This is a genomic window from Leifsonia sp. 10N434 (assembly GCF_056394405.1).
Window position 1 is genome coordinate 143302 of the sequence record NZ_JBFTHV010000006.1, and the last position, 21802, is coordinate 165103.

Here is a 21802-nt window from a genome sequence, read left to right on the forward strand (position 1 = left end):
GAGTGGGTTGCGGCCCTTCGGGAGCCGTGCGACGCGGGAGAAACCGTGCGTCGCTCGGTTATGAGTATGAGGTCTCGGTGTAAATACTTCAACCCTCGAATCAATTAGGCCGGAGTCAGCCATCGGCCGACGTCGCTCGGACGGTCAGGCGGAGAGGGCCAGCGGGTCGGCGAGCAGGTCGGCGCGGAGCCGCCAGAGCGCGCCGAGGATGGCGGCGTCGGCGCCCAGGGTGCCCGCGACGACCGGAGGGGGAGCGAGCTCGTTGCCGTACGCGGCCAAGCGCATCCGCTGCGCGGCGGGAGCGCCGATGAGATCGCTGAGTTCGGCCCAGTACCCTCCGAGCAGGATGATCTGCGGGTCGAGCGTCATGCGCACGATGGCGATCGCCCGGGCGACCCAGTCGGCAGCGGCGACGAACGCGGCGGTGGCCTCCTCGTCGCCGGTGTGCACGCGTTCGACGAGGAGCTCGAGCGCGCGCGTCAGGCCGTCGTGCTGCAGAACGTCGGCGAGTCCTGCGCGCTCGAGCACGACATCCGGGCCGGCGACGGTGACCAGGCACCCGCGTTGGCCGCAGTCGCAGAGCGCGCCGTCGTAGTCCACCGCGATGTGGCCGAGGGCACCGGCGAGGTGGTGGCGCCCCTCGACCAGGACGCCTCCCGAGATGATCGCGCCTCCGATACCGCTGTTGCTCTTGAGGTAGAGCAGATCGGTCACGTCGTCGATCAGGCTGGCCTCGGCGAGGGCCGCGGCGATCACGTCGCTGGTGAGCGTGGCCGAGCGCGGAAGCCGGGGCTCGAGCGCACGCAGGCCGGCGAGGACATCGACGCGCCCCCATCCGAGGTCTGTGTCGGCGACGACGACCCGCGGCTCCTCGCCGACCGGCGCGAACACCACGACAGTCAGGCCGGCGACGCGTCGTCCGCCGGCCTCGAGGTCGTCGAGGGCGGATCCCAGCACCCGCGCGGCGACATCGATCACGGCCTCCGGGTCTCCCATTGGCCGGCCGTGATGTTCGGCGACGCGCAGCAGCTCCGTGCCGTCCAAGTCGTGAGCGACGGCGATCGCCCGGTCGGCGTCCAACTGCAGGGCGAGCAGCGCGACGGAGTCCGCCGCGATGCTGAGCAGCGTCCGGGGACGGCCGGCGCCCTCGCCGGGCACCACCTCTGTCTCGCGCACCAGGCCGGCCTCGATGAGCACGCCGACGAGGGCGGTCACCGAGCCGCGGGCGAGCCCTGTGGCCGAGGCGAGGTCGCTGCGTGCGCTCGGGCCGGCATCCACGAGCCGTCGCATGAGCAGCGACAGATTGTGGGTGCGGACGTCGCCGCTGACGAGGCTGGCCGACCCGGAATCGCTCATTCCGTCAGGATGCCACAGCCCGGATGCGACACGGGCGTTAACAGACTCATCGTCCGGTGGTGCGGCGATGCCTGCGACTCTCCCGGACGACGAGTTGATCTATGAGATCTGTCTTTAGACTGCTCCGCATCGGCGACGAGCGCAAGAGCGGATTTCGGACATGTGCGCTGAGCGAACGCCTTTGACGCGGACGCTCGTGAGCGGCTTGGATGGACGCATGGCAGAAAACACCAACCAGAAGCCCGAGGTCGACGCCCCCGAGGGCCCGGCTCCCGAGACGCTCGAGATCGTCGACATCGTGGAGGGCAGCGGGCCCGAAGCGACCCCCGGCTCGAAGGTCGACGTGCACTACCTCGGCGTCGAGTACGAGACGGGCGAGGAGTTCGACTCGTCGTGGAGCCGCGGGCAGTCCATCAACTTCCCCCTCAACAACCTCATCAAGGGCTGGCAGGACGGCATCCCCGGAATGAAGGTCGGCGGCCGTCGCAAGCTCACCGTTCCGCCGGCGCAGGCCTACGGACCGGCCGGTGGCGGTCACCCGCTGTCGGGCAAGACCCTGATCTTCGTGATCGACCTGCTCGGCGTCAGCTGATCCCGTCGCGAACAGTGTGAAGGCCCCCGTCCGGTTTCGGATGGGGGCCTTCTCGCGCTCCGTGCGTCAGAGCGCCGGGGGCGCCATCAGGGTCGGGATGGCGATGCGGTTCCAGATGTTGATGGTGCCGATGGCGAGGATGAGGTCGCTGAGGCCCTCGTCGCCGAACTCGGCACGTGCCCGGGCGAACAGTTCGTCGGAGACGCCGCCCTGGATGAGCGTGATCTCCTCGGTGAGTTCGAGGGCGATGCGCTCCCGCTCGCTGAACCATTCCGACTCGCGCCAGGTGATGACCGAGAAGATCTTGCGCAGCGGCACCCCGGCCGTCTGCAGGTCGACCGAGTGCATGTCGACGCAGAAGGTGCAGCCGTTGAGCTGGGAGGCGCGCAGGCGCACGAGGTCGCCGAGCGGCTGCTCCACGCGCTGGCCGACGTAGCCGTCGAGGTTGATCACTTTGCGGTACCCCTCGGGGACCAGGGACGAGATGTCGATTCGTTCTGTCATGCCTCGAGAGTAGAAGCGCCATTGGCCCGCAGTAAGATCCAATTCATACGGTTCTGATCAGACCAATCGGGAGGCCAGGATGGATGTGCACGTTCAGATCGAGGGCAGGGGCGACCGCGCCGACCGCATCTACCGGCAGCTGCGCGACGCCATCCGTGACGGGCGGCTGCGGCGCGGCGAGCGGCTCCCGGCCTCGCGCGATCTGGCGTCGCAGCTCGCGGTCTCGCGCACGACGGTGACGGTCGCCTACGAACGTCTCACGGCCGAGGGCTACCTGACATCGAAAGTGGGCTCAGGAACGTACGTCGCGGCCACCGGCGCGCCGTCGACGGTCGCATCCCGCCGCGCGGCCAGGCGAGGCGACTCCCCGCACGCGGGCCGGCACGCCGGCGCACTCCCTCGTATGCACTGGCGGGACATCGACGACCCGCTGTGGACGGAACCGCTGCCGATCGCCTACGACTTCAGCGTCGGCACTCCGGACCCGGCGCTCTTCCCGATCGAGCAGTGGCGGCGGCTCGTCGCCGGAGAGTTGCGGGGCGGCATCCTGCGCTCCGCCCACTACGCCGACCCCGCCGGTCTGAAACGGTTGCGCGAGGCTCTCGCCCGGCATCTCGGTGTCGCACGATCGGTGGATGCCGCCGCCGACGACGTGCTCATCACGAGCGGCGCCCAGCAGGCCTTCGACCTGATCGCCCGCATCCTGGTCGATCCCGGTGATCTGGTGGCCGTCGAAGACCCCGGATACCCGCCCGTGCGACAGCTGTTCGAGACCCTGGGCGCCCGGGTCGTGCCGGTGCCGGTCGACGAGCACGGCATCCGGGTGGACTCGGTGCCGCCCCGCGCACGCCTCGTGTACACCACCCCGTCGCATCAGTTCCCGACCGGCGCCGTGCTGTCGCTGGAGCGCCGCACGGCACTGCTGTCCTGGGCCTCGGCGAACGACGCAGTGATCATCGAAGACGACTACGACAGCGAGTACCGTTTCGCCGATCGGCCCCTCGACCCGCTGCAGAGTCTCGACGGCGAAGGAAGAGTGGTCTACGTCGGCACCTTCTCGAAGACGATGCTGCCGGCGCTCCGGCTCGGTTTCCTGATCGCCCCGGCATCGCTGATGCCCGCGCTGCGCAGCGCCAAGCGCTTGACCGACTGGCACAACGACTACCTGACCCAGGCGGCGATGGCGCGTTTCATCGACTCGGGCGGCTTCGCGCGGCACGTGCGCCAGGCGACCAAGGCGTACGGAGCCCGCCAGCGGAGCATCGCCGCCCACGTCGAGAGTCTTCTCGGCGAGAGCATGCGCGTGGTCCCTTCGGTCGCCGGCCTGCACCTGTGCGTCGTGGCCGCCGATACGTCGATCCCGTTCGACGCCGCCCGGGTCGTCGCCGACGCCGCCGCCTCCGGCGTCGCGATGCAGGCGCTCTCCCGGTTCACCCTCGGCCACGGTGCTCCCGACGGTCTGCTGCTCGGGTTCGGTTCGATCGCCGAGGCGGATGTGCCCGACGGCCTGCGGCTGCTGTCGCGCGCGATCGCCCGCTCCGCGCATCCGCAGCCCGCGGGCTAGCCGTTCGGCAGGATGACAGCGCGCCCGCGGATCTTGCCCTCGTGCAGCCGCTGGTACGCCTTCGGGGCCTCGTCGAGGCTGTAGGTCTCGATCTCCACTTCGACGGAGCCTGCGCGCGCCAGATCGAAGGTCTCGATCAGCTCGGCCCGCGAGCCCCAGTACGGCGTGCGCACGGCCACGTCGTAGGCGATGCGGCCGAAGCCGACGGGAAGTACGCCGCCGCCGATGCCGACGATGGTCACGTCCCCTTCCGTTCCCGCCATCGCCGAGGCCAGTTCGACCGTCGGCTGCACGCCCACGAAGTCGAACACCGCGTTCGCCCCGCGGCCGCCGGTGAGGTCGCGCACGGCGCCCACCGCATCCGGATTCGACAGGAAGGTGTGCTGCGCGCCTACCTGGGTGGCCAGATCGAGCTTCTCGTCGCTGACGTCGAGGGCGACGACCGTCGCCCCGCTGATCGCCCGCAGGATCTGGATGCCCACGTGTCCGAGTCCGCCGGCGCCGATCACGACGGCGGTGGTCCCGGCGCCGAGCTTGGGCAGTGAGGTCTTGATCGCGTGGTAAGGCGTGAGCCCGGCATCCGTCAGCGAGACGTTCTTCACCGGGTCGAGATCGCCGAGCGGAACGAGATGGCGCTCGTTGTCGACGATCATGTACTCGGCCATCGAGCCGGGCGCCCCGAGTCCGGGCGGCCGGATGCCCTCCGCCTCTGCGTTGAGGCAGTAGTTCTCCTTGCCCTGGGCGCACATGTGGCAGCGGCCGCAGCCCCATGGTCCGTAGACCGCGACGGAGTCGCCGGGCTTCACGCCGCTCACCCCTTCGCCGACCGCCTCGACGATGCCCGCCCCCTCGTGACCGAGGGTGAGGGGAAGACCGTAGACGTACGCCTCGGCCGGCAGGCTCATGATGAACTCGTCGGAATGGCAGACCCCGGCAGCGGTGACTTTCAGGAGCACCTGGCCGGGACCGACCTGCGGGTCCGGGATGCTGACGACTTCTGGGCGGGAACCGATCTCGCGATATTGGAGTGCCTTCATGGTCCGCACCGTACTCCGCCTTCGTCCGTGCGCGGCCGACGCCCTCGCGCGGCGCCGGACCACCGGCGTATGGTGTGGGCCATGCCGATCATCGACTCCTTCCCGCAGGGCACGCCGATCTGGGTCGATCTGCAGAGCACCGACCAGGCCGGCGCCGCCGCCTTCTACCGTCAGCTGTTCGAGTGGGAGCTGCCGGCCGCGTCCGCCGAGACCGGCGGCTATTCCGTGGCGACGATGCGCGGAGTGCCCGTGACGGCGATCGGCCCGCTGCCGCCGACGATGCCGGAGGGCAGCCGTTCGGTGTGGACGACGTACTTCACAGTGGACGACATCGACGCGTCCGCGGCCGCGTCGACGGCGGCCGGAGGAGCGGTCCTGCAGCCGCCCGGCGAGCTCGCCCCTGGCGTTCAGCTCTCCATCGTCGCCGACCCCGCCGGTGCGGTGTTCGGGCTGTGGCAGAAGGAGAAGGACTCGCCCTGGCTGCGTGAGGAACCGGGCGCCGTCGACTGGGTCGAGCTGGTCGAGGGCGGCTGCGAGTCGTCGTTCGACTTCTACGAGAACGTGCTCGGCGTCGGCACGAGTCAGATGGCGATGGGCGACGGCGTCTATTCGCTGTTCGACGTGGGGGAGACCTCGGTCGCCGGAGCGATCGAGCCTGCCGCCGACATCCCGCCCCATTGGCTCGTGTACTTCAACGTCGCCGACCTCGACGCCGCAGTCGTCCGGCTCACCGAATTGGGCGGCACGCTGCTCAGCGAACGCGGTTCCGCCCCCGGTGTCGGGCGCTGGGTCACGGTCGTCGACCCGTTCGGAGGGGCGTTCGCCCTGCTCGAGCCCGAGCCGGAGGCCGCCTGAGTCCGGCGACCGCCACAGGATCCCTCTGGTAGACTTTCCAGGTTGCCGTCTGACGGCCGCGGATAAAGAGAGCCCAGGCATTCTGCCCCGGGCACCGCGCAACGAAGAGAAAGGGGATCCCTCTATGGCACTTGATGCAGATGTCAAGAAGGCGATCATCGAAGAGTACGCGACCCACCCCGGTGACACCGGATCCCCCGAGGTCCAGGTTGCAATCCTGACCAAGCGGATCAAGGACCTCACCGAGCACCTCAAGGAGCACAAGCACGACCACCACTCGCGTCGTGGCCTGCTCCTCCTGGTCGGTCAGCGTCGCCGCCTGCTCGGCTACCTGTCGGACATCGACATCAACCGGTACCGCGCGCTCATCGAGCGTCTCGGTCTGCGCCGCTAAGGCGCTGTCGAACCCTTCGGGAGTCACAGCGGCAGCTCTTCGCTGCTGACGCGAACTTCTTGCGAACGGGCCATCACCTCCGGGTGGTGGCCCGTTCGTCATTCCGGGGGAGGGCGAACCGCTACGCTCGTGGCGTGGCGCTCCCGTTCCTGCCGTACATCGTCGTCGGCATCCTCCATCTGGTCTCCCAGCTGTTCGGAATCGATGCGCTGACGGCCATCACCAAACCCCTGCTCATGCCGGCGCTGCTGGTCGCCCTGCTCTGGGCGCTGCCCCGGCGCCGAGGCGAGGTCGCGCTGCTGGCCTCGCTGGCCATCCTGTTCGGCTGGCTCGGCGACGTCTCCCTGATGGACGCAGGCCCTGGCTTCCTGATCGGCCTCGGCTTCTTCCTGCTCGGTCATCTCGCCTACCTCACCCTGTTCTGGCGCCGGATGCGCGTGCGAGCGCGTCCCCGCTGGTGGGCCGCGGTCTACCTGGTGTGGTGGGTGGGGCTCGTGGGCATCCTGGCGCCGCATGCCGGGGCGATGCTCGCACCTCTTGCGCTCTACGGGCTCGTGCTCGGGGCGCTCGCCGCCGTGGGGTCGGCCTGCGACCGCTGGATCGCGATCGGTTCCGCGGCGTTCCTGGTGTCGGACTCGCTGCTGGGCTTCCGGCTGTTCCTGCCCGGCTTCCATCCGTGGCAGATCGACTTCCTGATCATGCTGACCTACCTGGCCGGCCAGGGGCTCATGGTCGCCGGAATCGTTCGCACGGTCACCGGTCGACGCGCGGCCGGCGAGGCCGTCGCGGTCAGCGCCGCGCCGCGAGCGCCTGGTCGAGCAGGGTGAGGGCGACGAGGGCTGCGGCGACGACCGCGATACCGACCACGACGCCGACCAGGCCGATCACCCCCGAGGCCAACGGCAGGAGCAGCACCGCGATCACGGCCCCGCTCGTCTTCAGCGGGCGGATGACCACCTCCGGCACCAGTGGCGCGTGCAGCGCCCAGAGCATCAGCAGATAGACGGCCACGGGAACGGCGATCGCGTACGAGACGACCAGGTCGGGGAGCTCTCCATGTGCGGCGCCGTCGTGCGCGGCGCCGGCCTGCACCGCGACCTCGAGTGCGGCGCCGAGGGCGGCGAGCGACGCGAAGACGAAGTAGTGGCCGTAGCCCCAGTAGAACGAGCGTCCCCGGCGGCTCGCGAGCCCCTCGGCAGCCGGTTCGAGGAAGTACAGCCACCAGAGGCCGAACAGCAGCACCAGTCCGGCCGCCGCGATCGTGACGAGGGCCGCGGTCACGCCGCTGTCCGCCAGGCCCTTCTGCACGCCGATGGCCGAGGCCGAGACCGACTCGCCGAGCACGATGATCGTGAACAGGCCGTAGCGCTCCGCGATGTGGTGAGGATGCCACGCCGTCTTCCCCGTGCGCTCGGCCCAGAGGGGCACCGACAGGTCGAGGGCCGCGAGGATCACGAAGGTCCACCAGCCCCACTCGGCGGGAAGCGCCAGCCGGGAGAGCCAGCCGACCTGCACCAGGGTGATGCCCGCCGCGTAGCGCAGCGCCGTCACCCGGCCATCCGGATGCTCGATCGCGGCCCGCACCCACTGGCTCACGAGTCCGATCCGCATGATCAGGTAGCCGATCGTGATCGCCGTGAAATCGCCGTGGTCGAACGCCGTCGGCACGCCGGCGGCCAGCACGAGCACACCGGCCATCTGCACGAGCGTCGTCACCCGGTAGAGCACGTCGTCCGTGTCGTACGCCGAGGCGAACCACGTGAAGTTCATCCAGGCCCACCAGATGGCGAAGAACACCATGCAGTACGGCCCGAGCCTCGCCAGGATCTCGCCCTCTTCGGCCGCCGCGGCGAGTTGCGCGGCAACCTGGGCGATCGCCACCACGAAGGTCAGGTCGAACAGGAGCTCGAGCGGGCTCGACACCCGATGAGACTCGGTGGTGTCGCGGGCCGTCATGCGCGTGCGGAGCATCGGGATCCGGGCGGGACTCTCGTTGGTCATAGCTCATTCTGACGGGCGCGCCGCGGTACGCCACGATAGGAACGTGATCCGCCGTCATCCCGTGCTCGCCGCCGTGACTCTCGTGTATCTCGTCGCCGTCGGCCTCATCACGCTGCTGCCGCAGTCGCCCGACTCGACCGGCAGCGCCGTTGCCCGTGCGATCGTCGCGGCGCTGCGGGGGTTCCCGCCGACCGCCTGGGTGACGTACGACGGCGCGGAGTTCACGGCGAACATCGTGATGTTCGTTCCGATGGGGGTGCTGTTCACGCTGCTGCTCGGGGTGCACCGCTGGTGGCTCGCGCTGGTGATCGGTGTGGCGGCGACCTGTCTCATCGAGGGCGCTCAGCTGGTGATCCCCGGTCGGTTCAGCGACGTGCGCGACCTGGTCGCGAACTCGCTCGGCACCCTGATCGGCATCGGGATCGTGGGCGCCGCGACGGCTGCGCGGCGCCCACTCGCGGTGCGGGAATAGCAGGGGCCCCCGTGCAGTTGTGACGATTACATGCAAACGCATTGAAATGGAGCAGCGAAAATGCAGTTCGGTATCTTCAGCGTCGGCGACATCACGACCGACCCCACCACCGGTCAGACCCCGACCGACGCGTCGCGGTTGCAGGACGTCCTGACGATCGCACAGCACGCCGAGGAGGTCGGCCTGGACGTGTTCGCGATGGGCGAGCACCACAACCCGCCGTTCTTCCCGTCGAGCCCGGTCGCGATCAATAGCTACCTCGCGGCCAAGACCAACCGGATCATCCTGTCGACGGCCACCACGCTCATCACGACCAACGACCCCGTGCGCATCGCCGAGGAGTACTCGATGCTGCAGCACCTCTCCGGCGGCCGCATGGACCTCACGCTCGGCCGCGGCAACACCGGCCCCGTGTATCCGTGGTTCGGCGAGGACATCCGCCAGGGCATCCCGCTCGCCATCGAGAAGTACGCGCTGCTGCACCGGCTGTGGCGCGAGGACTTCGTCGACTGGGAGGGCAAGTTCCGCACTCCGCTGCAGGGTTTCCAGTCGACGCCCCGCCCCCTCGACGACGTGCCGCCGTTCGTGTGGCACGGCAGCATCCGCAGCCCCGAGATCGCCGAGCAGGCCGCCTACTACGGCGACGGCTTCTTCGCGAACCACATCTTCTGGCCGGCATCGCACACCCAGCAGATGATCGCGCTCTACCGTCAGCGGTTCGAGCACTACGGTCACGGCACCGCCGACCAGGCGATCGTCGGACTGGGCGGTCAGGTGTTCATGCGCAAGAACTCGCAGGATGCCGTGAACGAGTTCCGGCCGTACTTCGACAACGCCCCCGTCTACGGACACGGTCCATCGCTGGAGGAGTTCACCTCGCAGACCCCGCTCACCGTGGGCAGCCCGCAGGAGGTCATCGACCGCACGCTCGGCTTCCGCGACTACGTCGGCGACTACCAGCGCCAGCTGTGGCTGATGGACCACGCCGGCCTGCCCCTGAAGACCGTGCTCGAGCAGCTCGACATCCTGGGCTCGGAGGTCGTGCCGGTGCTCCGCAAGGAGTTCGACACCCTGCGTCCCGCTCACGTGCCCGACGGCCCGACGCACGCCGCGATGGTCGCCGAGCGCGACGCCGCTGAGCTGGTCGCGTCCGCCGACGCCGCCGCCGACGCCGAGCTCTCCTCGGAGGTGAAGTGATGACCGCCAAGAAGATCGCCGTCGTCTCCGGCGGCCTCAGCCAGCCGTCGTCCACCCGGCTGCTCGCCGATCGGCTCGCGGAGGCGACCGTCCGTCGCCTCGCCGAGCAGGGCGTCGAGGTCGAGGTGCGGACGATCGAATTGCGCGACACCGCGAAGGACGTCACGAACAATCTGCTCGCCGGATTCCCGAGCCCGGCGCTGGCCGACGTGATCGAGACCGTGACCGGCGCCGACGGCCTCATCGCCGTCAGCCCGATCTTCACGACGAGTTACAGCGGGATGTTCAAGTCGTTCTTCGACGTGATCGACCCCACCGCGCTCGACGGGATGCCGGTGCTGATCGGCGCCACCGGCGGAACGGAGCGGCACTCGCTCGCGCTCGACTACGCGATGCGCCCGATGTTCACCTACCTGCACGGCGTCGTCGTGCCGACCTCGGTGTATGCGGCCTCGGCCGACTGGGGGAGCGGCGCTGACACGGTCAAGGCGCTGCCCGACCGCATCGAGCGGGCGGCGGGCGAGTTCTCCGCCCTGGTGAGCGCGTCGGACCGCAGCTCGATGGTGAAGGACCCGTTCGCGCTCGAAGGCGACTTCGGCGCGATGATCGGCGGCTTCTCGATCGAGTAGCCCGCGCGCCCATACCCCCCGGAATCGAGTCCGGGAGAAATCGGCCGGATCGTGCGATCAGGCGCGACTTCTCCCGGACTCGTTCGCAGTAGATTCGGGGGATGGGTGAGACCGTGGTGAAGGAGCGGGCGGATGCTCCGACGAGGTTCTTCGAGGGGGAGGCGGCCGGGCTCGAGTGGCTCGCCGAAGCGACCGACCGGGGCGGAGCCCGCGTGGTCGAGGTGATCGACGTAGCGCCCGGCCGGATCGAGCTGGAGCGCATCGAGGAGACCCGGCCGACGCCGGAGGCGGCCCGCGCGTTCGGCGCCGCGCTCGCGATCACGCATGCGTCGGGCGCGGCAGCCTTCGGTGCCCCGCCCGACGGCTGGGACGGCCCGCTGTTCATCGGCAGGCGTCCGCTGCCCGCCGCCCACGAGACGTCGTGGGGCCGCTTCTATGCCCGTGACCGCATCCTGCCGTACCTCGACATCGCCGTGGATGCCGGCGGAGTGACGTCGGAACAGCTTCCGGTCATCCGGGAGGCTGTCGACCGGATCGCGTCGGGAGCCCTCGACGACGACGAGCCGCCGGCACGCATCCACGGCGACCTCTGGAACGGCAACCTGCTCTGGGACGCCAGGGGCGGCATCCTGATCGACCCGGCGGCGCACGGCGGCCACCGCGAGACAGACCTGGCGATGCTCCAGCTCTTCGGTGCGCCGTACCTCGACGCGATCGTTGCCGGCTACGACGGCGAGGCGCCACTGAGACCCGGCTGGCGCGACCGCATCCCGTTGCACCAGCTGCACCCGCTCGTCGTGCACGCCGCCTCGTACGGGCCGTCGTACGGCCAGGCGCTCGCCGATGCGGCGCGCGCGACGGTCGCTCTGCGGGATTGACAGGCTCACCTGCTAGGATTCTCGGGGTTGGCTGTGTGCCGACCAGTGAAGTGCAACTGAACAACGAGCACCAAACGGAGCAGGCTGGCAGGAGCTGGTCCTCGGTGGTGGTATCCGGATGCCCTGTGCGATCGACACAGTGACGCAACCGTGTATTTCTACTGATGGCCAGACGGGCACCAACCTCGGCGTCGACATCGACGCCTGGATGCCGCACGTACGCGCGACCGAGCGCGTCGATCTGCCTGTTCCCCTGCTCCGATGTATGAGTCGCCGCCCACACGGGGTGGCGACGTAAAACAAAGGAGAAAGACCTCTTGGAAGGTCCCGAAATCAAATTCGCCGAAGCCGTTCTCGACAACGGACGCTTCGGCACCCGCACGGTCCGGTTCGAAGCCGGACGCCTCGCACAGCAGGCACAGGGCGCAGTCGCCGCCTACCTCGACGAGGAGACCATGCTGCTGAGCGCGACGAGCGCCAGCAAGCACCCGAAGGACAACTTCGACTTCTTCCCGCTAACCGTCGACGTCGAAGAGCGTTCGTACGCCGCCGGCAAGATCCCCGGCTCGTTCTTCCGTCGTGAGGGCCGCCCCTCGACCGAGGCGATCCTCGTCTGCCGTCTCATCGACCGCCCCCTGCGCCCGTCGTTCGTCGACGGCCTCCGCAACGAGGTGCAGATCGTCATCACCGTCCTGAGCATCGCTCCGGACGAGTTCTACGACGCGCTCGCGATCAACGCGGCGTCCATGTCGACCCAGATCTCCGGCCTGCCGTTCAGCGGCCCGATCGGTGCGGTGCGCCTCGCGCTCATCCCCGGCAACGGTGCTGCTGAAGACCAGTGGATCGCATTCCCGAAGGCGTCGCAGCTGGAGGAGGCCGTCTTCGACATCGTCGTGGCCGGTCGTGTGATCACCGACGCCAACGGCAACGAAGACGTCGCGATCATGATGGTCGAGGCGGAAGCGACCGAGGGCAGCTGGAACCTGATCCAGGGCGGCGCCACCAAGCCGAACGAAGAGGTCGTCGCCCAGGGCCTCGAGGCCTCGAAGCCGTTCCTGAAGCAGCTCGTCGCCGCTCAGAACGTGCTCGCGCAGCAGGCCGCCAAGGACATCGCCGAGTACCCGGTGTTCCTGCCTTACTCGCAGGAGACCTACGACAACGTCGCCGGCCTCGCCTACGACGAGCTCGTGAACGTCTACCAGATCGCCGACAAGATCGAGCGCCAGAACGCCGACGACGCCCTCAAGGAGCGCGTCAAGACGGCTCTCACCGAGAAGGTGGAGGCCGGAGTTCTCGACGCCGAGGTGCTCACGCAGTTCTCTGCGGCGTACAAGTCGGTGTCGAAGGTCGTCATGCGCGGCCGCGTGCTGCGTGAGGGCATCCGTATCGACGGTCGTGGCCTCACCGACATCCGTCCGCTCGACGCCGAGGTGCAGGTCATCCCGCGCGTCCACGGCTCGGCGATCTTCCAGCGCGGCGAGACCCAGATCCTGGGCGTCACCACGCTGAACATGCTCAAGATGGAGCAGCAGATCGACTCGCTGTCGCCCGTCACCAAGAAGCGCTACCTGCACCACTACAACTTCCCGCCGTACTCGACCGGTGAGACCGGCCGCGTCGGTTCGCCGAAGCGTCGCGAGATCGGGCACGGCTTCCTCGCCGAGCGCGCGCTCGTTCCGGTTCTGCCGAGCCGCGAGGAGTTCCCGTACGCGATCCGCCAGGTGTCCGAGGCTCTCGGCTCCAACGGTTCGACGTCGATGGGTTCGGTCTGCGCCTCGACACTGTCCCTGCTGAACGCCGGTGTGCCGCTGCGCGCCCCGGTCGCCGGCATCGCCATGGGCCTCATCTCCGACACCGTCGACGGTGAGACCCGCTACGCGGCGCTCACCGACATCCTCGGTGCAGAAGACGCGCTGGGCGACATGGACTTCAAGGTCGCCGGCACCAGCGAGTTCGTCACGGCCATCCAGCTCGACACGAAGCTCGACGGCATCCCCTCGGCTGTGCTCGCGGGTGCGCTCAAGCAGGCGAAGGATGCTCGTACGACCATCCTGAGCGTGCTCAACGCCGCCATCGACCAGCCCGACGAGATGGCTCCGACCGCGCCCCGCGTGATCTCGGTGCAGATCCCCGTCGACAAGATCGGTGAGCTGATCGGCCCGAAGGGCAAGACGATCAACGCGATCCAGGACGAGACCGGCGCCGACATCTCGATCGAGGAAGACGGCACCGTGTACATCGGCGCCGTCGACGGTCCGTCGGCCGAGGCTGCCCGTGCCCAGGTGAACGCGATCGCGAACCCCACCAACCCGGAGGTCGGCGAGCAGTTCCTCGGAACCGTCGTCAAGATCGCCGCGTTCGGTGCGTTCGTCTCGCTCCTGCCCGGCAAGGACGGCCTGCTGCACATCTCCGAGGTGCGCAAGCTCGCCGGTGGCAAGCGCGTCGAGAACGTCGAAGACGTGCTCAACGTCGGCCAGAAGATCCTGGTCGAGATCACCAAGATCGACGACCGTGGAAAGCTGTCGCTCGCTCCGGTGCTCGCAGAGGCCGACGACGCCGACACCCACGGGCGCGACGCCGCCAGCGAGGGCCCGGAGGCTCCCGCCGAAGGCTAGTCCTCACCCGCACCACCCGGATGCCCGTGCAGCCTCGCTGCGCGGGCATCCGTGCGTCTGCGCCCGCCCCATCCACTGCGATCGAGTCCGAAGTTGTTGCTCGCGACACGCCGTACTGGGGTGCAACAAGTTCGGACTCGATCGCAGTGCCGGGGCTCAGCGGGCGGCGTCGCGGGCGAGCAGCGGGTGCAGGCGGAACGGGATGAGCTCGCCCATGTCGAGCGCCGTCTCGGCGCGCTCCACGCCGTCGCAGGCCTGGATGGCGCCCGTGATGCGGAACAGGTCCTCGGCGTCCACGCAGACCACGCGCACGAGCAGATCCGAGGGGCCGCTCAGGCCGTGGGCCTGCACGATCTCCGGGATGGTCGCCAGCTGCTCCACGATGGCGGCGAGCTTCTGCTGCTGCACGTGCACCGTCACGAACGCGGCCAGCGGGTAGCCGGCGGCGTGCGCGCTGATCCGGCGGTCGAACGACAGGAAGACGCCGGAGCGCTCGAGGGCTGCGACGCGCGCCTGCACGGTGTTGCGGCTGAGACCGAGACGGTCGGCGATGGTCACATTGGTCGCGCGCGGGTCGTCCGTGAGCGCCACGAGGATGCGCCGATCGGTGCTGTCGATGGTGGGCATAGTGCGAAACCTAGCATCGGGCGACACGCCAGGATAGTGCATCGTGCCCACCCGACACGCCGTTGATTGTGCTGGCTGACCTCTCGGCGTAGCCTTCCAAGTAATTCCGGCGATGGGGCCGGAAGCCGATCCTGCGAGCCACAAGCACGCGGATCGGGCGTGAGAGTGAAGGTTGCGTGAACCGTGACGATCGACAATCAGCCAGCCCTGAGGGACTCCGACGGCGAAAGCCGGATGGACGAGGTGCACCTCGGTGAACTCCACCTCGGCGAACTCGACACCGTGCAGCTCCTGACCTCGGCAGGGGATCGGTTGAGCGACGTGCGCTACGACGCCTGGATCTCCGACATCGGCGACGACCAGCTTCTCTCGCTGTACGAGGACATGGTGGTCATCCGCCGCATCGACACCGAGGCGACCGCTCTGCAGCGCCAGGGCGAGCTCGGCCTCTGGCCCCCGCTGCTCGGGCAGGAGGGGGCGCAGATCGGCTCCGGCCGGGCCCTCCGCCGCGACGACTTCGTCTTCTCCAGCTACCGCGAGAACGGCGTCGCCTACTGCCGCGGCGCTGCCTTGGGCGACCTGGTGAAGGTGTGGCGCGGTGTCGCCCAGAGCGGCTGGAACCCGTACGACATCAACATGGCCACCCCGCAGGTCATCATCGGCGCCCAGACGCTCCACGCCACCGGCTACGCACTCGGCATCCAGGCCGACGGCACGGATGCCGTGGCGGTCGCGTACTTCGGCGACGGCGCCACCAGCGAGGGCGACGTGAACGAGGCGATGATCTTCGCCGCCACCTATGCCGCCCCGGTCATCTTCTTCTGCCAGAACAACCAGTGGGCGATCTCGGAGCCCGTCGCCCTGCAGGCGCAGCGCCCGATCGCCGAGCGCGCTCCCGGCTTCGGCATCCCGAGCGTGCGGGTCGACGGCAACGATGTGCTCGCGGTGATGGCGGTGACTCGCGCCGCTCTCGACCGCGCGCGCAGCGGAGGCGGCCCCACCTTCATCGAGGCCGTCACCTACCGGATGGGCCCGCACACCACCGCGGACGATCCCACCCGCTACCGCGACCCCGCCGAGCTCGACGCGTGGAAGGCGAAGGACCCGATCGCCCGCGTGGAGTCCCTGCTCAGTGCGCACGGCGCCCTCACGCCCGAGCGGGCGGAGGCCGTGGCCGCGGTCGCCGACCGTGTCGCCGCCGAGCTGCGTGCCGCCTGCGTCGCCCTGCCCGATCCCGACCCGATGAGCGTGTTCGACAACGTGTACGCCGAAGCGCACACCGGGCTGACCCGCCAGCGCGACCACTACAGCCGGTACTTGCGCACCTTCGTGGGAGGCGACGGACGATGACGACACTCACGCTGGCCAAGGCCATCAACGCGGGGCTGCGCACCGCCCTGGCCGGCGACGACCGCGTCGTGCTGATGGGCGAGGACATCGGAACGCTCGGCGGCGTCTACCGGGTCACCGACGGACTGCAGACCGAGTTCGGACCGCGCCGGGTGATGGACTCGCCGCTGGCGGAGTCCGGCATCCTGGGCACCGCTGTCGGGATGGCGTACCGCGGGTACCGCCCGGTCGTGGAGATCCAGTTCGACGGCTTCATCTACCCGGCCTTCGACCAGATCGTCAGCCAGGTGGCCCGGATGCACTACCGCACGGGCGGAGCGGTGCGGATGCCGATCACGATCCGCGTGCCGTTCGCGGGCGGCATCGGCGCGGCCGAGCACCACTCCGACTCCCCGGAGGCCTACTTCGCGCACGCGGCCGGGCTGCGGGTGGTGAGCCCGTCCGATCCGCAGGACGCCTACACGCTCATCCAGCAGGCGATCGCGTCCGACGACCCGGTGCTCTACTTCGAGCCCAAGCGGCGGTACCACGTGAAGGGTGAGGTCGACGAGACCGCCCCGCTCGCCGATGCCCGCCCGATGGGCACGGCGCGCGTGCTCGTGCCGGGCACGGACGTCACGGTGGTCACCTACGGCGGCGTCGTGCAGGTCGCCCGGGATGCGGCGATCGCCGCCGCCGACGAGGGCGTCTCGGTCGAGGTCATCGACCTGCGCTCGCTCTCTCCGCTCGACATGGACACGATCATCGCCTCGGTGCGCAAGACCGGACGCCTGGTCGTGTCGCACGAGGCGCCGCTCTCCGGAGGGATCGGGGCCGAGGTCGCCGCGTCGATCACCGAACGCTGCTTCTACTACCTCGAGCACGCGCCGGTGCGGATCACCGGCCACGACATCCCGTACCCGGCCGCGAAGCTGGAGGGCTCCCACCTGCCCGACCTCGACCGGATGCTCGACGGCATCGACCGCGCGATGGACCGCCCCAACTCGCTCACCGGGGTGGAGGACTGATGGGCGCGATCAAGGAGTTCGCTCTGCCCGATCTCGGGGAGGGGCTCACGGAGTCGGAACTCGTGTCGTGGCATGTCGCGGTCGGCGACACCGTGCAGCTGAACCAGATCATCGCCGAGGTGGAGACCGCCAAGGCGCTGGTCGAGCTTCCCGCGCCGTACTCGGGCATCGTGTCGCGCCTGTTCGTGGAACCCGGAGTGACGGTCTCGGTCGGCGACCCGATCGTCGCGTTCGAGATCCCGGACGCGTCGGCTCCCGCCGACGGCGAGACTCCTTCCGCGGAGAGCGCGGCGCCCGAGCCGAACCTCGTGGGTTACGGCGCGAAGGCGGACTCGACGAGTCACCCCCGCCGCCGGGAGCGGCCGGGCCTCGCGACGGCCGCGGTGCCGGTCTCGTCGGTCTCGTCGTTCTCGTCGGGCTCGGCAGGCGCGTCGGCACCCGCGTCGAACGGCGCCACCGCGATCACCGTGCTCGAACGCCCGCGGGCGACCCCGCCGGTGCGCAAGCTCGCCAGAGAGCGCGGCATCGACCTCGCCGCCATCGCCGGCACCGGGGACCGCGGCCTCATCACGCGCCACGACGTCGAGAACTTCGCGGAGGCCTCGCCGGTCGCGCCGCCGGTCGAGCAGGCGCGGGACTCGGTCGTCGAGACACGAACGAGCGAGCCAGGCGAACGCCGGCCGCGCGAGACGCGCATCCCGATCAAGGGGGTGCGCAAGTGGACCGCCGACGCGATGGTGCGCAGCGCGTTCACCGCACCGCACGCCACGGTGTTCCTCACCGTCGACGTCACGCCCACCATGGAGCTGCTCGAGCGCCTGCGTTCGCAGCGCGAATTCGCCGAGGGCCGCCCCGGGCTGCTCGCGGTGACGGCGAAGGCCCTGTGCCTCGCCGTGCGGCGCACCCCGTCGGTCAACGCCCGCTGGGAGGACGACACCCAGGAGATCGTCGAGTTCGGCTACGTGAACCTCGGGATCGCGGCCGCGACGCCGCGCGGGCTCGTGGTGCCGACGATCCCGGATGCCGACGCGCTCGATCTCGCGGGCCTGGCGACGAGCATCCGGGCGCTGGCGGAGACGGCCAGGGCAGGCCGCACGACACCGGAGCGGCTGAGCGGCGGCACGATCTCGATCACCAACGTCGGCGTCTTCGGCGTCGATGCGGGGACGCCGATCCTGACGCCGGGGGAGTCCGCGATCCTGGCCCTCGGGGCGGTGCGACGCCAGCCGTGGGAGTACCGCGGAGAGATCGCCCTGCGTCAGGTCGTGACGCTCGCCGTGTCGTTCGACCACCGGGTCGTCGACGGCGAGCAGGGAGCACGCTTCATCGCCGATATCGGCCGGGTGCTCGCGGACCCGGCGAGCGTGCTCGCGATGGTCTGACTCCGACGAGGCGCTGCGTTACGCGTGCAGCGCCGCGTTGAGCTCGATGCCGCCGCCCGAGCGCTGCAGCACCTCGACGGCGCCGCTCACGGAGTTGCGACGGAAGAGCAGCCCGGGGGTGCCGGAGAGCTCGACGGCCTTGACGGTCTGCGGGCGTCCGTCGGCCGTGGGCGCTCCGCCCACCACGACGACCTTGGTGCCGGCCGTGACGTAGAGGCCCGCCTCGACGACGCTGTCGTCTCCGATCGAGATGCCGATGCCCGAGTTGGCGCCGAGCAGCGCCCGCTCGCCGATCGCGACGCGCTGCGTGCCGCCGCCCGAGAGCGTGCCCATGATGGAGGCGCCGCCGCCGATGTCGGAGCCGTCGCCGACGACGACACCCTGCGAGATGCGTCCCTCGACCATCGAGGTGCCGAGCGTTCCGGCATTGAAGTTGACGAAGCCCTCGTGCATGACCGTGGTCCCCGGCGCCAGGTGCGCGCCGAGGCGCACCCGCGACGCGTCGGCGATGCGCACGCGAGCGGGGGTGACGTAGTCGAGCAGGCGGGGGAACTTGTCGATGCCGGTCACGTGGATGCCGGCCCGCTGCAGCCGCGGACGCAGGCGATCGAGGTCGGCCGGGTTGACCGGCCCGGCGTTGGTCCAGGCCACGATCGGCAGATGACCGAAGATCCCGTCGAGGTTCACCGTGTTCGGGCGCGCGAGCAGGTGCGAGAGCACGTGCAGGCGCAGGTAGGCGTCGGGAGTCGACGCGGGTGCCGCATCCAGGTCGATCTCGACCGTGACGATGTCGACGCGCACGTTGCGGCGGGCGTCGTCGCCGGCGAGCTCCTCGAGCTCGGCGGGAGCGATCCAGCGGTCGCGCCCCGCGGGAAGGCCGCCGAGTTTCGGCTCGGGGAACCAGGTGTCGAGAACGGTGCCGTCGCCGGCGATCGTTGCGAGGCCGTATCCCCAGGCGTGGCGGGGCGCGGAGGATTCGGAGGAAACGTCGGTGGGCATGCCTCTAGATTAGTAGGGTGCCTCTCGACCTCAGCGCTTCGTCCATCGACCTCACCCGCCAGATCTGCGACATCGAGTCGGTGTCGGGAAACGAGAAGAGGCTGGCCGACGAGATCGAGGAGGCGCTCGGCGCTTTCGGCCATCTCGAGATCATCCGCGACGGCGACACCATCGTCGCGCGCACGAACCTCGGGCGCGAACGCCGGGCCGTCATCGCCGGCCACATCGACACTGTGCCCCTCAACAACAACCTTCCGACGCGCTTCGAGAAGATCGACGGCATCGAGTACCTCTGGGGCCGCGGCACCGTCGACATGAAGTCGGGTACGGCCGTGCAGCTCAAGCTGGCCGCCGAGCTCACCGACCCCGCGATCGACGTGACGTGGATGTGGTACGACCACGAAGAGGTCTCCGCCGAGCTCAACGGCCTCGGCCGGCTCGCGCGCAACCGGCCCGACCTGTTCACCGGCGACTTCGCCATCCTCGGCGAGCCCAGCAACGGCGTGGTCGAGGGCGGCTGCAACGGCAACCTCCGCGTCGAGGTGCGTGCCTTCGGACTCCGCGCGCATTCCGCCCGCGGCTGGATCGGCGAGAACGCCATCCACAAGGTTGCGCCCATCCTCGACACCCTCGCTGCGTACGAGCCGCGCGAGGTCGAGGTCGACGGCCTGGTGTACCGCGAGGGCCTCAACGCCGTCGGCATCACCGGCGGCGTCGCCGGCAACATCATCCCCGACGAGTGCATGGTGCACATCAACTACCGGTTCGCTCCGAGCCGCAGCTCGCACGAGGCGATCGAGCACATGCACGAGCTCTTCGGCGACTACGAGATCACCGTGGTCGACCGCGCCGACGGCGCACGGCCCGGTCTGGATGCCCCGCTCGCCCAGGAGTTCCTGGCGGCGGTCGGCGGCGTGGCCAAGCCCAAGTACGGCTGGACCGATGTCGCCCGGTTCAGCGCGCTCGGCATCCCGGCGGTGAACTACGGCCCCGGCGACCCGCTCAAGGCGCACGCCGACGACGAGCGCGTCGCCGTGCAGCAGATCACCGCCGTCGAAACGGGTCTCCGTGCCTGGCTCACCGGTGCCGGCCGCGCCTGAGGAGGCCGCGCCCCAGCACCGGCTGCTCGAGCGCCCGGCGCAGCGGGAGGCCGCGCCGTGGTGGACGCGCTGGTGGGTGCGTGTGCTCGCGGTCTACCTGGCGGCCCGCGCGGTCACGACCGCGTTCCTGCTGATCCTGGCGAACGCGCAGGGCATGAACCAGTGGACGGCCGCGCATCCCGGCTACTTCGACTTCGCCGCGATCTGGGACGGCCGCTGGTACAACATCGTGTCGATCAGCGGATATCCCGCTGCGCTGCCGACGGTGGACGGCGTGCACGTCACAGAGAACGCCTGGGCCTTCATGCCGGTGTACCCGGGCGTCGTGAACGTGGTCGAGTTCCTGACCACGATGCCGTGGCCGGTCGCCGCCGTCACGGTCTCGTTCCTGTGCGGCGCGGGCGCGGCGCTCGTCTTCCACCGGCTGCTGCGCACGCTCGGCTTCTCGCCGTCGACCGCTCTGTTCGCCGTCGCGCTGTTCTGCGTCTCGCCCGTCTCTCCGCTGTTCCAGCTGGCCTACGCGGAGTCGTTGTACATCCTGTTGCTGGTGGTGGCGCTCGACCTGCTCGTCGAGCGCCGGTACGTGGCACTGTTCCCGGTGGTGCTGGTGATGGCCTTCACCCGCCCGAGTGGACTTGCCTTCGCGCTCGCCCTCGCGATGCACGTGGTCTACCGCTGGGTCAAGCGCGACAGCGATCCGTTCCCGCCGCGAGAGCGGGTGCTCGGGGTCTCGCTCACGGTGTTCAGCGGGCTGGCCGGCCTCGCTTGGCCCGCCATCGCCGGCATCGCGACGGGATCCTGGACCGCGTACACCGACACCGAGCTCGCCTGGCGTGCGCCGTACATCGGGTACACGCATCTGGTGCCGTTCTCGTCGTGGTTCCAAGGAGCGGACTGGTGGTTCGGCTACATGCTCGGGCTGCCCGGCTGGCTCGGCGTCGTGACCCTGCTGATCGTGCTGGTGCTGTTCGGCATCGCGCTCTTCACGCCGCCGGTGAAACGACTCGGGCCCAATCTGCGGTTCTGGATCATCGCCTACTCCGTCTACCTGCTCGCGGTGTTCTTCCCGCAATCCAGCACCTTCCGGCTCCTGATGCCGCTGTTCCCGCTGCTCGGCGCCCTGGCGATTCCGAAGAGCAGGGTCTACCGCACGGCTCTCGTCGTGCTCTTCCTCGCGCTCCAGGTGGGGTGGCTGCTGGTCTGCTGGGGGGTCGACGGAGCGGACTGGTCGCCGCCGTGATCG

Annotated in this window: 21 protein-coding genes; 15 read left to right on the top strand and 6 right to left on the bottom strand. The window is 69.6% G+C overall.

Features of this window, described 5'->3' with window-relative positions; all coding sequences use genetic code 11:
- Nucleotides 1–144 precede the first annotated feature (144 nt).
- Nucleotides 145–1356 carry an ROK family protein gene (locus AC1DB1_RS15710; RefSeq protein ID WP_477201470.1) on the bottom strand — a complete coding sequence of 404 codons (1212 nt, stop codon included), beginning with the start codon at nucleotides 1354–1356 and terminating at the stop codon, nucleotides 145–147.
- 217 nt (nucleotides 1357–1573) lie between these two features.
- Between AC1DB1_RS15710 and AC1DB1_RS15715 the strand changes: the two genes are divergently transcribed.
- A complete protein-coding gene (locus AC1DB1_RS15715) occupies nucleotides 1574–1948 on the top strand; it encodes an FKBP-type peptidyl-prolyl cis-trans isomerase (protein WP_477201471.1) in 375 nt (124 codons plus the stop codon).
- 66 nt (nucleotides 1949–2014) lie between these two features.
- Here the strand turns inward: AC1DB1_RS15715 and AC1DB1_RS15720 are convergent, their stop codons facing one another.
- Nucleotides 2015–2452, bottom strand: a complete 438-nt coding sequence (locus tag AC1DB1_RS15720) for a carboxymuconolactone decarboxylase family protein (protein ID WP_271178149.1) — start codon at nucleotides 2450–2452, stop codon at nucleotides 2015–2017.
- A 79-nt stretch (nucleotides 2453–2531) separates the two neighbouring features.
- Between AC1DB1_RS15720 and pdxR the strand changes: the two genes are divergently transcribed.
- A complete protein-coding gene (gene pdxR / locus AC1DB1_RS15725; protein WP_477201472.1) occupies nucleotides 2532–4016 on the top strand; it encodes a MocR-like pyridoxine biosynthesis transcription factor PdxR in 1485 nt (494 codons plus the stop codon).
- On the opposite strand, the gene AC1DB1_RS15730 is transcribed toward pdxR, so the two are convergent.
- Nucleotides 4013–5053, bottom strand: coding sequence for an NAD(P)-dependent alcohol dehydrogenase (locus AC1DB1_RS15730; RefSeq protein ID WP_477201473.1), 1041 nt, complete (start codon nucleotides 5051–5053; stop codon nucleotides 4013–4015). The genes pdxR and AC1DB1_RS15730 overlap by 4 nt on opposite strands.
- 81 nt (nucleotides 5054–5134) lie before the next feature.
- Here AC1DB1_RS15730 and AC1DB1_RS15735 point away from each other — a divergent pair, with 81 nt between their 5' ends.
- The 3 genes from AC1DB1_RS15735 to AC1DB1_RS15745 all read left to right on the top strand — a co-directional run bounded on the left by AC1DB1_RS15735 (nucleotide 5135) and on the right by AC1DB1_RS15745 (nucleotide 7129).
- Nucleotides 5135–5908, top strand: coding sequence for a VOC family protein (locus AC1DB1_RS15735; RefSeq protein WP_477201474.1), 774 nt, complete (start codon nucleotides 5135–5137; stop codon nucleotides 5906–5908).
- A gap of 124 nt (nucleotides 5909–6032) precedes the next feature.
- The gene (rpsO, locus tag AC1DB1_RS15740; RefSeq protein WP_271178153.1) at nucleotides 6033–6302 is read left to right on the top strand and encodes a 30S ribosomal protein S15; all 270 of its coding nucleotides are present in this window, start codon (nucleotides 6033–6035) and stop codon (nucleotides 6300–6302) included.
- Nucleotides 6303–6436: 134 nt separating this feature from the next.
- Nucleotides 6437–7129, top strand: coding sequence for a lysoplasmalogenase (locus AC1DB1_RS15745; RefSeq protein WP_477201475.1), 693 nt, complete (start codon nucleotides 6437–6439; stop codon nucleotides 7127–7129).
- Here the strand turns inward: AC1DB1_RS15745 and AC1DB1_RS15750 are convergent.
- Complete coding sequence (locus AC1DB1_RS15750; RefSeq protein ID WP_477201476.1) at nucleotides 7092–8303, bottom strand: low temperature requirement protein A; 1212 nt, start codon at nucleotides 8301–8303, stop codon at nucleotides 7092–7094. The genes AC1DB1_RS15745 and AC1DB1_RS15750 overlap by 38 nt on opposite strands.
- Nucleotides 8304–8346: 43 nt before the next feature.
- Between AC1DB1_RS15750 and AC1DB1_RS15755 the strand changes: the two genes are divergently transcribed.
- The 5 genes from AC1DB1_RS15755 to AC1DB1_RS15775 all read left to right on the top strand — a co-directional run bounded on the left by AC1DB1_RS15755 (nucleotide 8347) and on the right by AC1DB1_RS15775 (nucleotide 14094).
- Nucleotides 8347–8775, top strand: coding sequence for a VanZ family protein (locus AC1DB1_RS15755; protein ID WP_477201477.1), 429 nt, complete (start codon nucleotides 8347–8349; stop codon nucleotides 8773–8775).
- A 60-nt stretch (nucleotides 8776–8835) separates the two neighbouring features.
- On the top strand, nucleotides 8836–9972 hold the full coding sequence (locus AC1DB1_RS15760) for an LLM class flavin-dependent oxidoreductase (protein WP_477201478.1): 1137 nt from the start codon (nucleotides 8836–8838) through the stop codon (nucleotides 9970–9972).
- Entirely contained in the window at nucleotides 9972–10601 is a 630-nt protein-coding gene (locus AC1DB1_RS15765) for an FMN reductase (RefSeq protein ID WP_477201479.1), read from the top strand. The genes AC1DB1_RS15760 and AC1DB1_RS15765 overlap by 1 nt, the downstream gene beginning before the upstream one ends.
- Nucleotides 10602–10702: 101 nt before the next feature.
- The gene (locus AC1DB1_RS15770; protein WP_477201480.1) at nucleotides 10703–11479 is read left to right on the top strand and encodes a fructosamine kinase family protein; all 777 of its coding nucleotides are present in this window, start codon (nucleotides 10703–10705) and stop codon (nucleotides 11477–11479) included.
- A gap of 317 nt (nucleotides 11480–11796) precedes the next feature.
- Entirely contained in the window at nucleotides 11797–14094 is a 2298-nt protein-coding gene (locus tag AC1DB1_RS15775) for a polyribonucleotide nucleotidyltransferase (protein WP_271178160.1), read from the top strand.
- Between the two features lie 156 nt (nucleotides 14095–14250).
- Here AC1DB1_RS15775 and AC1DB1_RS15780 read toward each other — a convergent pair whose 3' ends face one another.
- Entirely contained in the window at nucleotides 14251–14721 is a 471-nt protein-coding gene (locus AC1DB1_RS15780; protein ID WP_271178161.1) for an Lrp/AsnC family transcriptional regulator, read from the bottom strand.
- Between the two features lie 234 nt (nucleotides 14722–14955).
- Here AC1DB1_RS15780 and pdhA point away from each other — a divergent pair, with 234 nt between their 5' ends.
- Genes pdhA through AC1DB1_RS15795 form a run of 3 tightly spaced genes read left to right on the top strand, consistent with a single transcriptional unit; the run spans nucleotide 14956 to nucleotide 18460 of the window.
- Nucleotides 14956–16071: a pyruvate dehydrogenase (acetyl-transferring) E1 component subunit alpha gene (gene pdhA, locus AC1DB1_RS15785; protein WP_477201557.1), complete on the top strand. Its 1116-nt coding sequence runs from the start codon at nucleotides 14956–14958 to the stop codon at nucleotides 16069–16071.
- Nucleotides 16068–17078, top strand: a complete 1011-nt coding sequence (locus tag AC1DB1_RS15790) for an alpha-ketoacid dehydrogenase subunit beta (protein ID WP_271178162.1) — start codon at nucleotides 16068–16070, stop codon at nucleotides 17076–17078. The genes pdhA and AC1DB1_RS15790 overlap by 4 nt, the downstream gene beginning before the upstream one ends.
- On the top strand, nucleotides 17078–18460 hold the full coding sequence (locus AC1DB1_RS15795) for a dihydrolipoamide acetyltransferase family protein (protein ID WP_477201481.1): 1383 nt from the start codon (nucleotides 17078–17080) through the stop codon (nucleotides 18458–18460). Before AC1DB1_RS15790 ends, AC1DB1_RS15795 begins: the two co-directional genes overlap by 1 nt.
- A gap of 18 nt (nucleotides 18461–18478) precedes the next feature.
- Here AC1DB1_RS15795 and dapD read toward each other — a convergent pair whose 3' ends face one another.
- The gene (gene dapD, locus AC1DB1_RS15800) at nucleotides 18479–19459 is read right to left on the bottom strand and encodes a 2,3,4,5-tetrahydropyridine-2,6-dicarboxylate N-succinyltransferase (RefSeq protein ID WP_477201482.1); all 981 of its coding nucleotides are present in this window, start codon (nucleotides 19457–19459) and stop codon (nucleotides 18479–18481) included.
- Between the two features lie 17 nt (nucleotides 19460–19476).
- Here dapD and dapE point away from each other — a divergent pair, with 17 nt between their 5' ends.
- Both dapE and AC1DB1_RS15810 read left to right on the top strand, forming a co-directional pair.
- On the top strand, nucleotides 19477–20559 hold the full coding sequence (gene dapE, locus AC1DB1_RS15805) for a succinyl-diaminopimelate desuccinylase (RefSeq protein WP_271178165.1): 1083 nt from the start codon (nucleotides 19477–19479) through the stop codon (nucleotides 20557–20559).
- The gene (locus AC1DB1_RS15810; RefSeq protein ID WP_477201483.1) at nucleotides 20528–21799 is read left to right on the top strand and encodes a hypothetical protein; all 1272 of its coding nucleotides are present in this window, start codon (nucleotides 20528–20530) and stop codon (nucleotides 21797–21799) included. Before dapE ends, AC1DB1_RS15810 begins: the two co-directional genes overlap by 32 nt.
- The last annotated feature ends 3 nt before the right edge of the window (nucleotides 21800–21802 follow it).

Excerpts from the sequence above, each read along its gene's own strand:
- AC1DB1_RS15710 (WP_477201470.1), bottom strand. The coding sequence starts at position 1,356 with ATGAGCGATTCCGGGTCGGCCAGCCTCGTCAGCGGCGACGTCCGCACC.
- AC1DB1_RS15750 (WP_477201476.1), bottom strand. The coding sequence starts at position 8,303 with ATGACCAACGAGAGTCCCGCCCGGATCCCGATGCTCCGCACGCGCATG.
- AC1DB1_RS15790 (WP_271178162.1), top strand. The coding sequence starts at position 16,068 with ATGACGACACTCACGCTGGCCAAGGCCATCAACGCGGGGCTGCGCACC.
- AC1DB1_RS15735 (WP_477201474.1), top strand. The coding sequence starts at position 5,135 with ATGCCGATCATCGACTCCTTCCCGCAGGGCACGCCGATCTGGGTCGAT.
- AC1DB1_RS15795 (WP_477201481.1), top strand. The coding sequence starts at position 17,078 with ATGGGCGCGATCAAGGAGTTCGCTCTGCCCGATCTCGGGGAGGGGCTC.
- AC1DB1_RS15715 (WP_477201471.1), top strand. The coding sequence starts at position 1,574 with ATGGCAGAAAACACCAACCAGAAGCCCGAGGTCGACGCCCCCGAGGGC.
- pdhA (WP_477201557.1), top strand. The coding sequence starts at position 14,956 with ATGGACGAGGTGCACCTCGGTGAACTCCACCTCGGCGAACTCGACACC.
- AC1DB1_RS15780 (WP_271178161.1), bottom strand. The coding sequence starts at position 14,721 with ATGCCCACCATCGACAGCACCGATCGGCGCATCCTCGTGGCGCTCACG.
- rpsO (WP_271178153.1), top strand. The coding sequence starts at position 6,033 with ATGGCACTTGATGCAGATGTCAAGAAGGCGATCATCGAAGAGTACGCG.
- pdxR (WP_477201472.1), top strand. The coding sequence starts at position 2,532 with ATGGATGTGCACGTTCAGATCGAGGGCAGGGGCGACCGCGCCGACCGC.
- AC1DB1_RS15765 (WP_477201479.1), top strand. The coding sequence starts at position 9,972 with ATGACCGCCAAGAAGATCGCCGTCGTCTCCGGCGGCCTCAGCCAGCCG.
- dapD (WP_477201482.1), bottom strand. The coding sequence starts at position 19,459 with ATGCCCACCGACGTTTCCTCCGAATCCTCCGCGCCCCGCCACGCCTGG.
- AC1DB1_RS15770 (WP_477201480.1), top strand. The coding sequence starts at position 10,703 with ATGGGTGAGACCGTGGTGAAGGAGCGGGCGGATGCTCCGACGAGGTTC.
- AC1DB1_RS15730 (WP_477201473.1), bottom strand. The coding sequence starts at position 5,053 with ATGAAGGCACTCCAATATCGCGAGATCGGTTCCCGCCCAGAAGTCGTC.
- AC1DB1_RS15760 (WP_477201478.1), top strand. The coding sequence starts at position 8,836 with ATGCAGTTCGGTATCTTCAGCGTCGGCGACATCACGACCGACCCCACC.
- AC1DB1_RS15720 (WP_271178149.1), bottom strand. The coding sequence starts at position 2,452 with ATGACAGAACGAATCGACATCTCGTCCCTGGTCCCCGAGGGGTACCGC.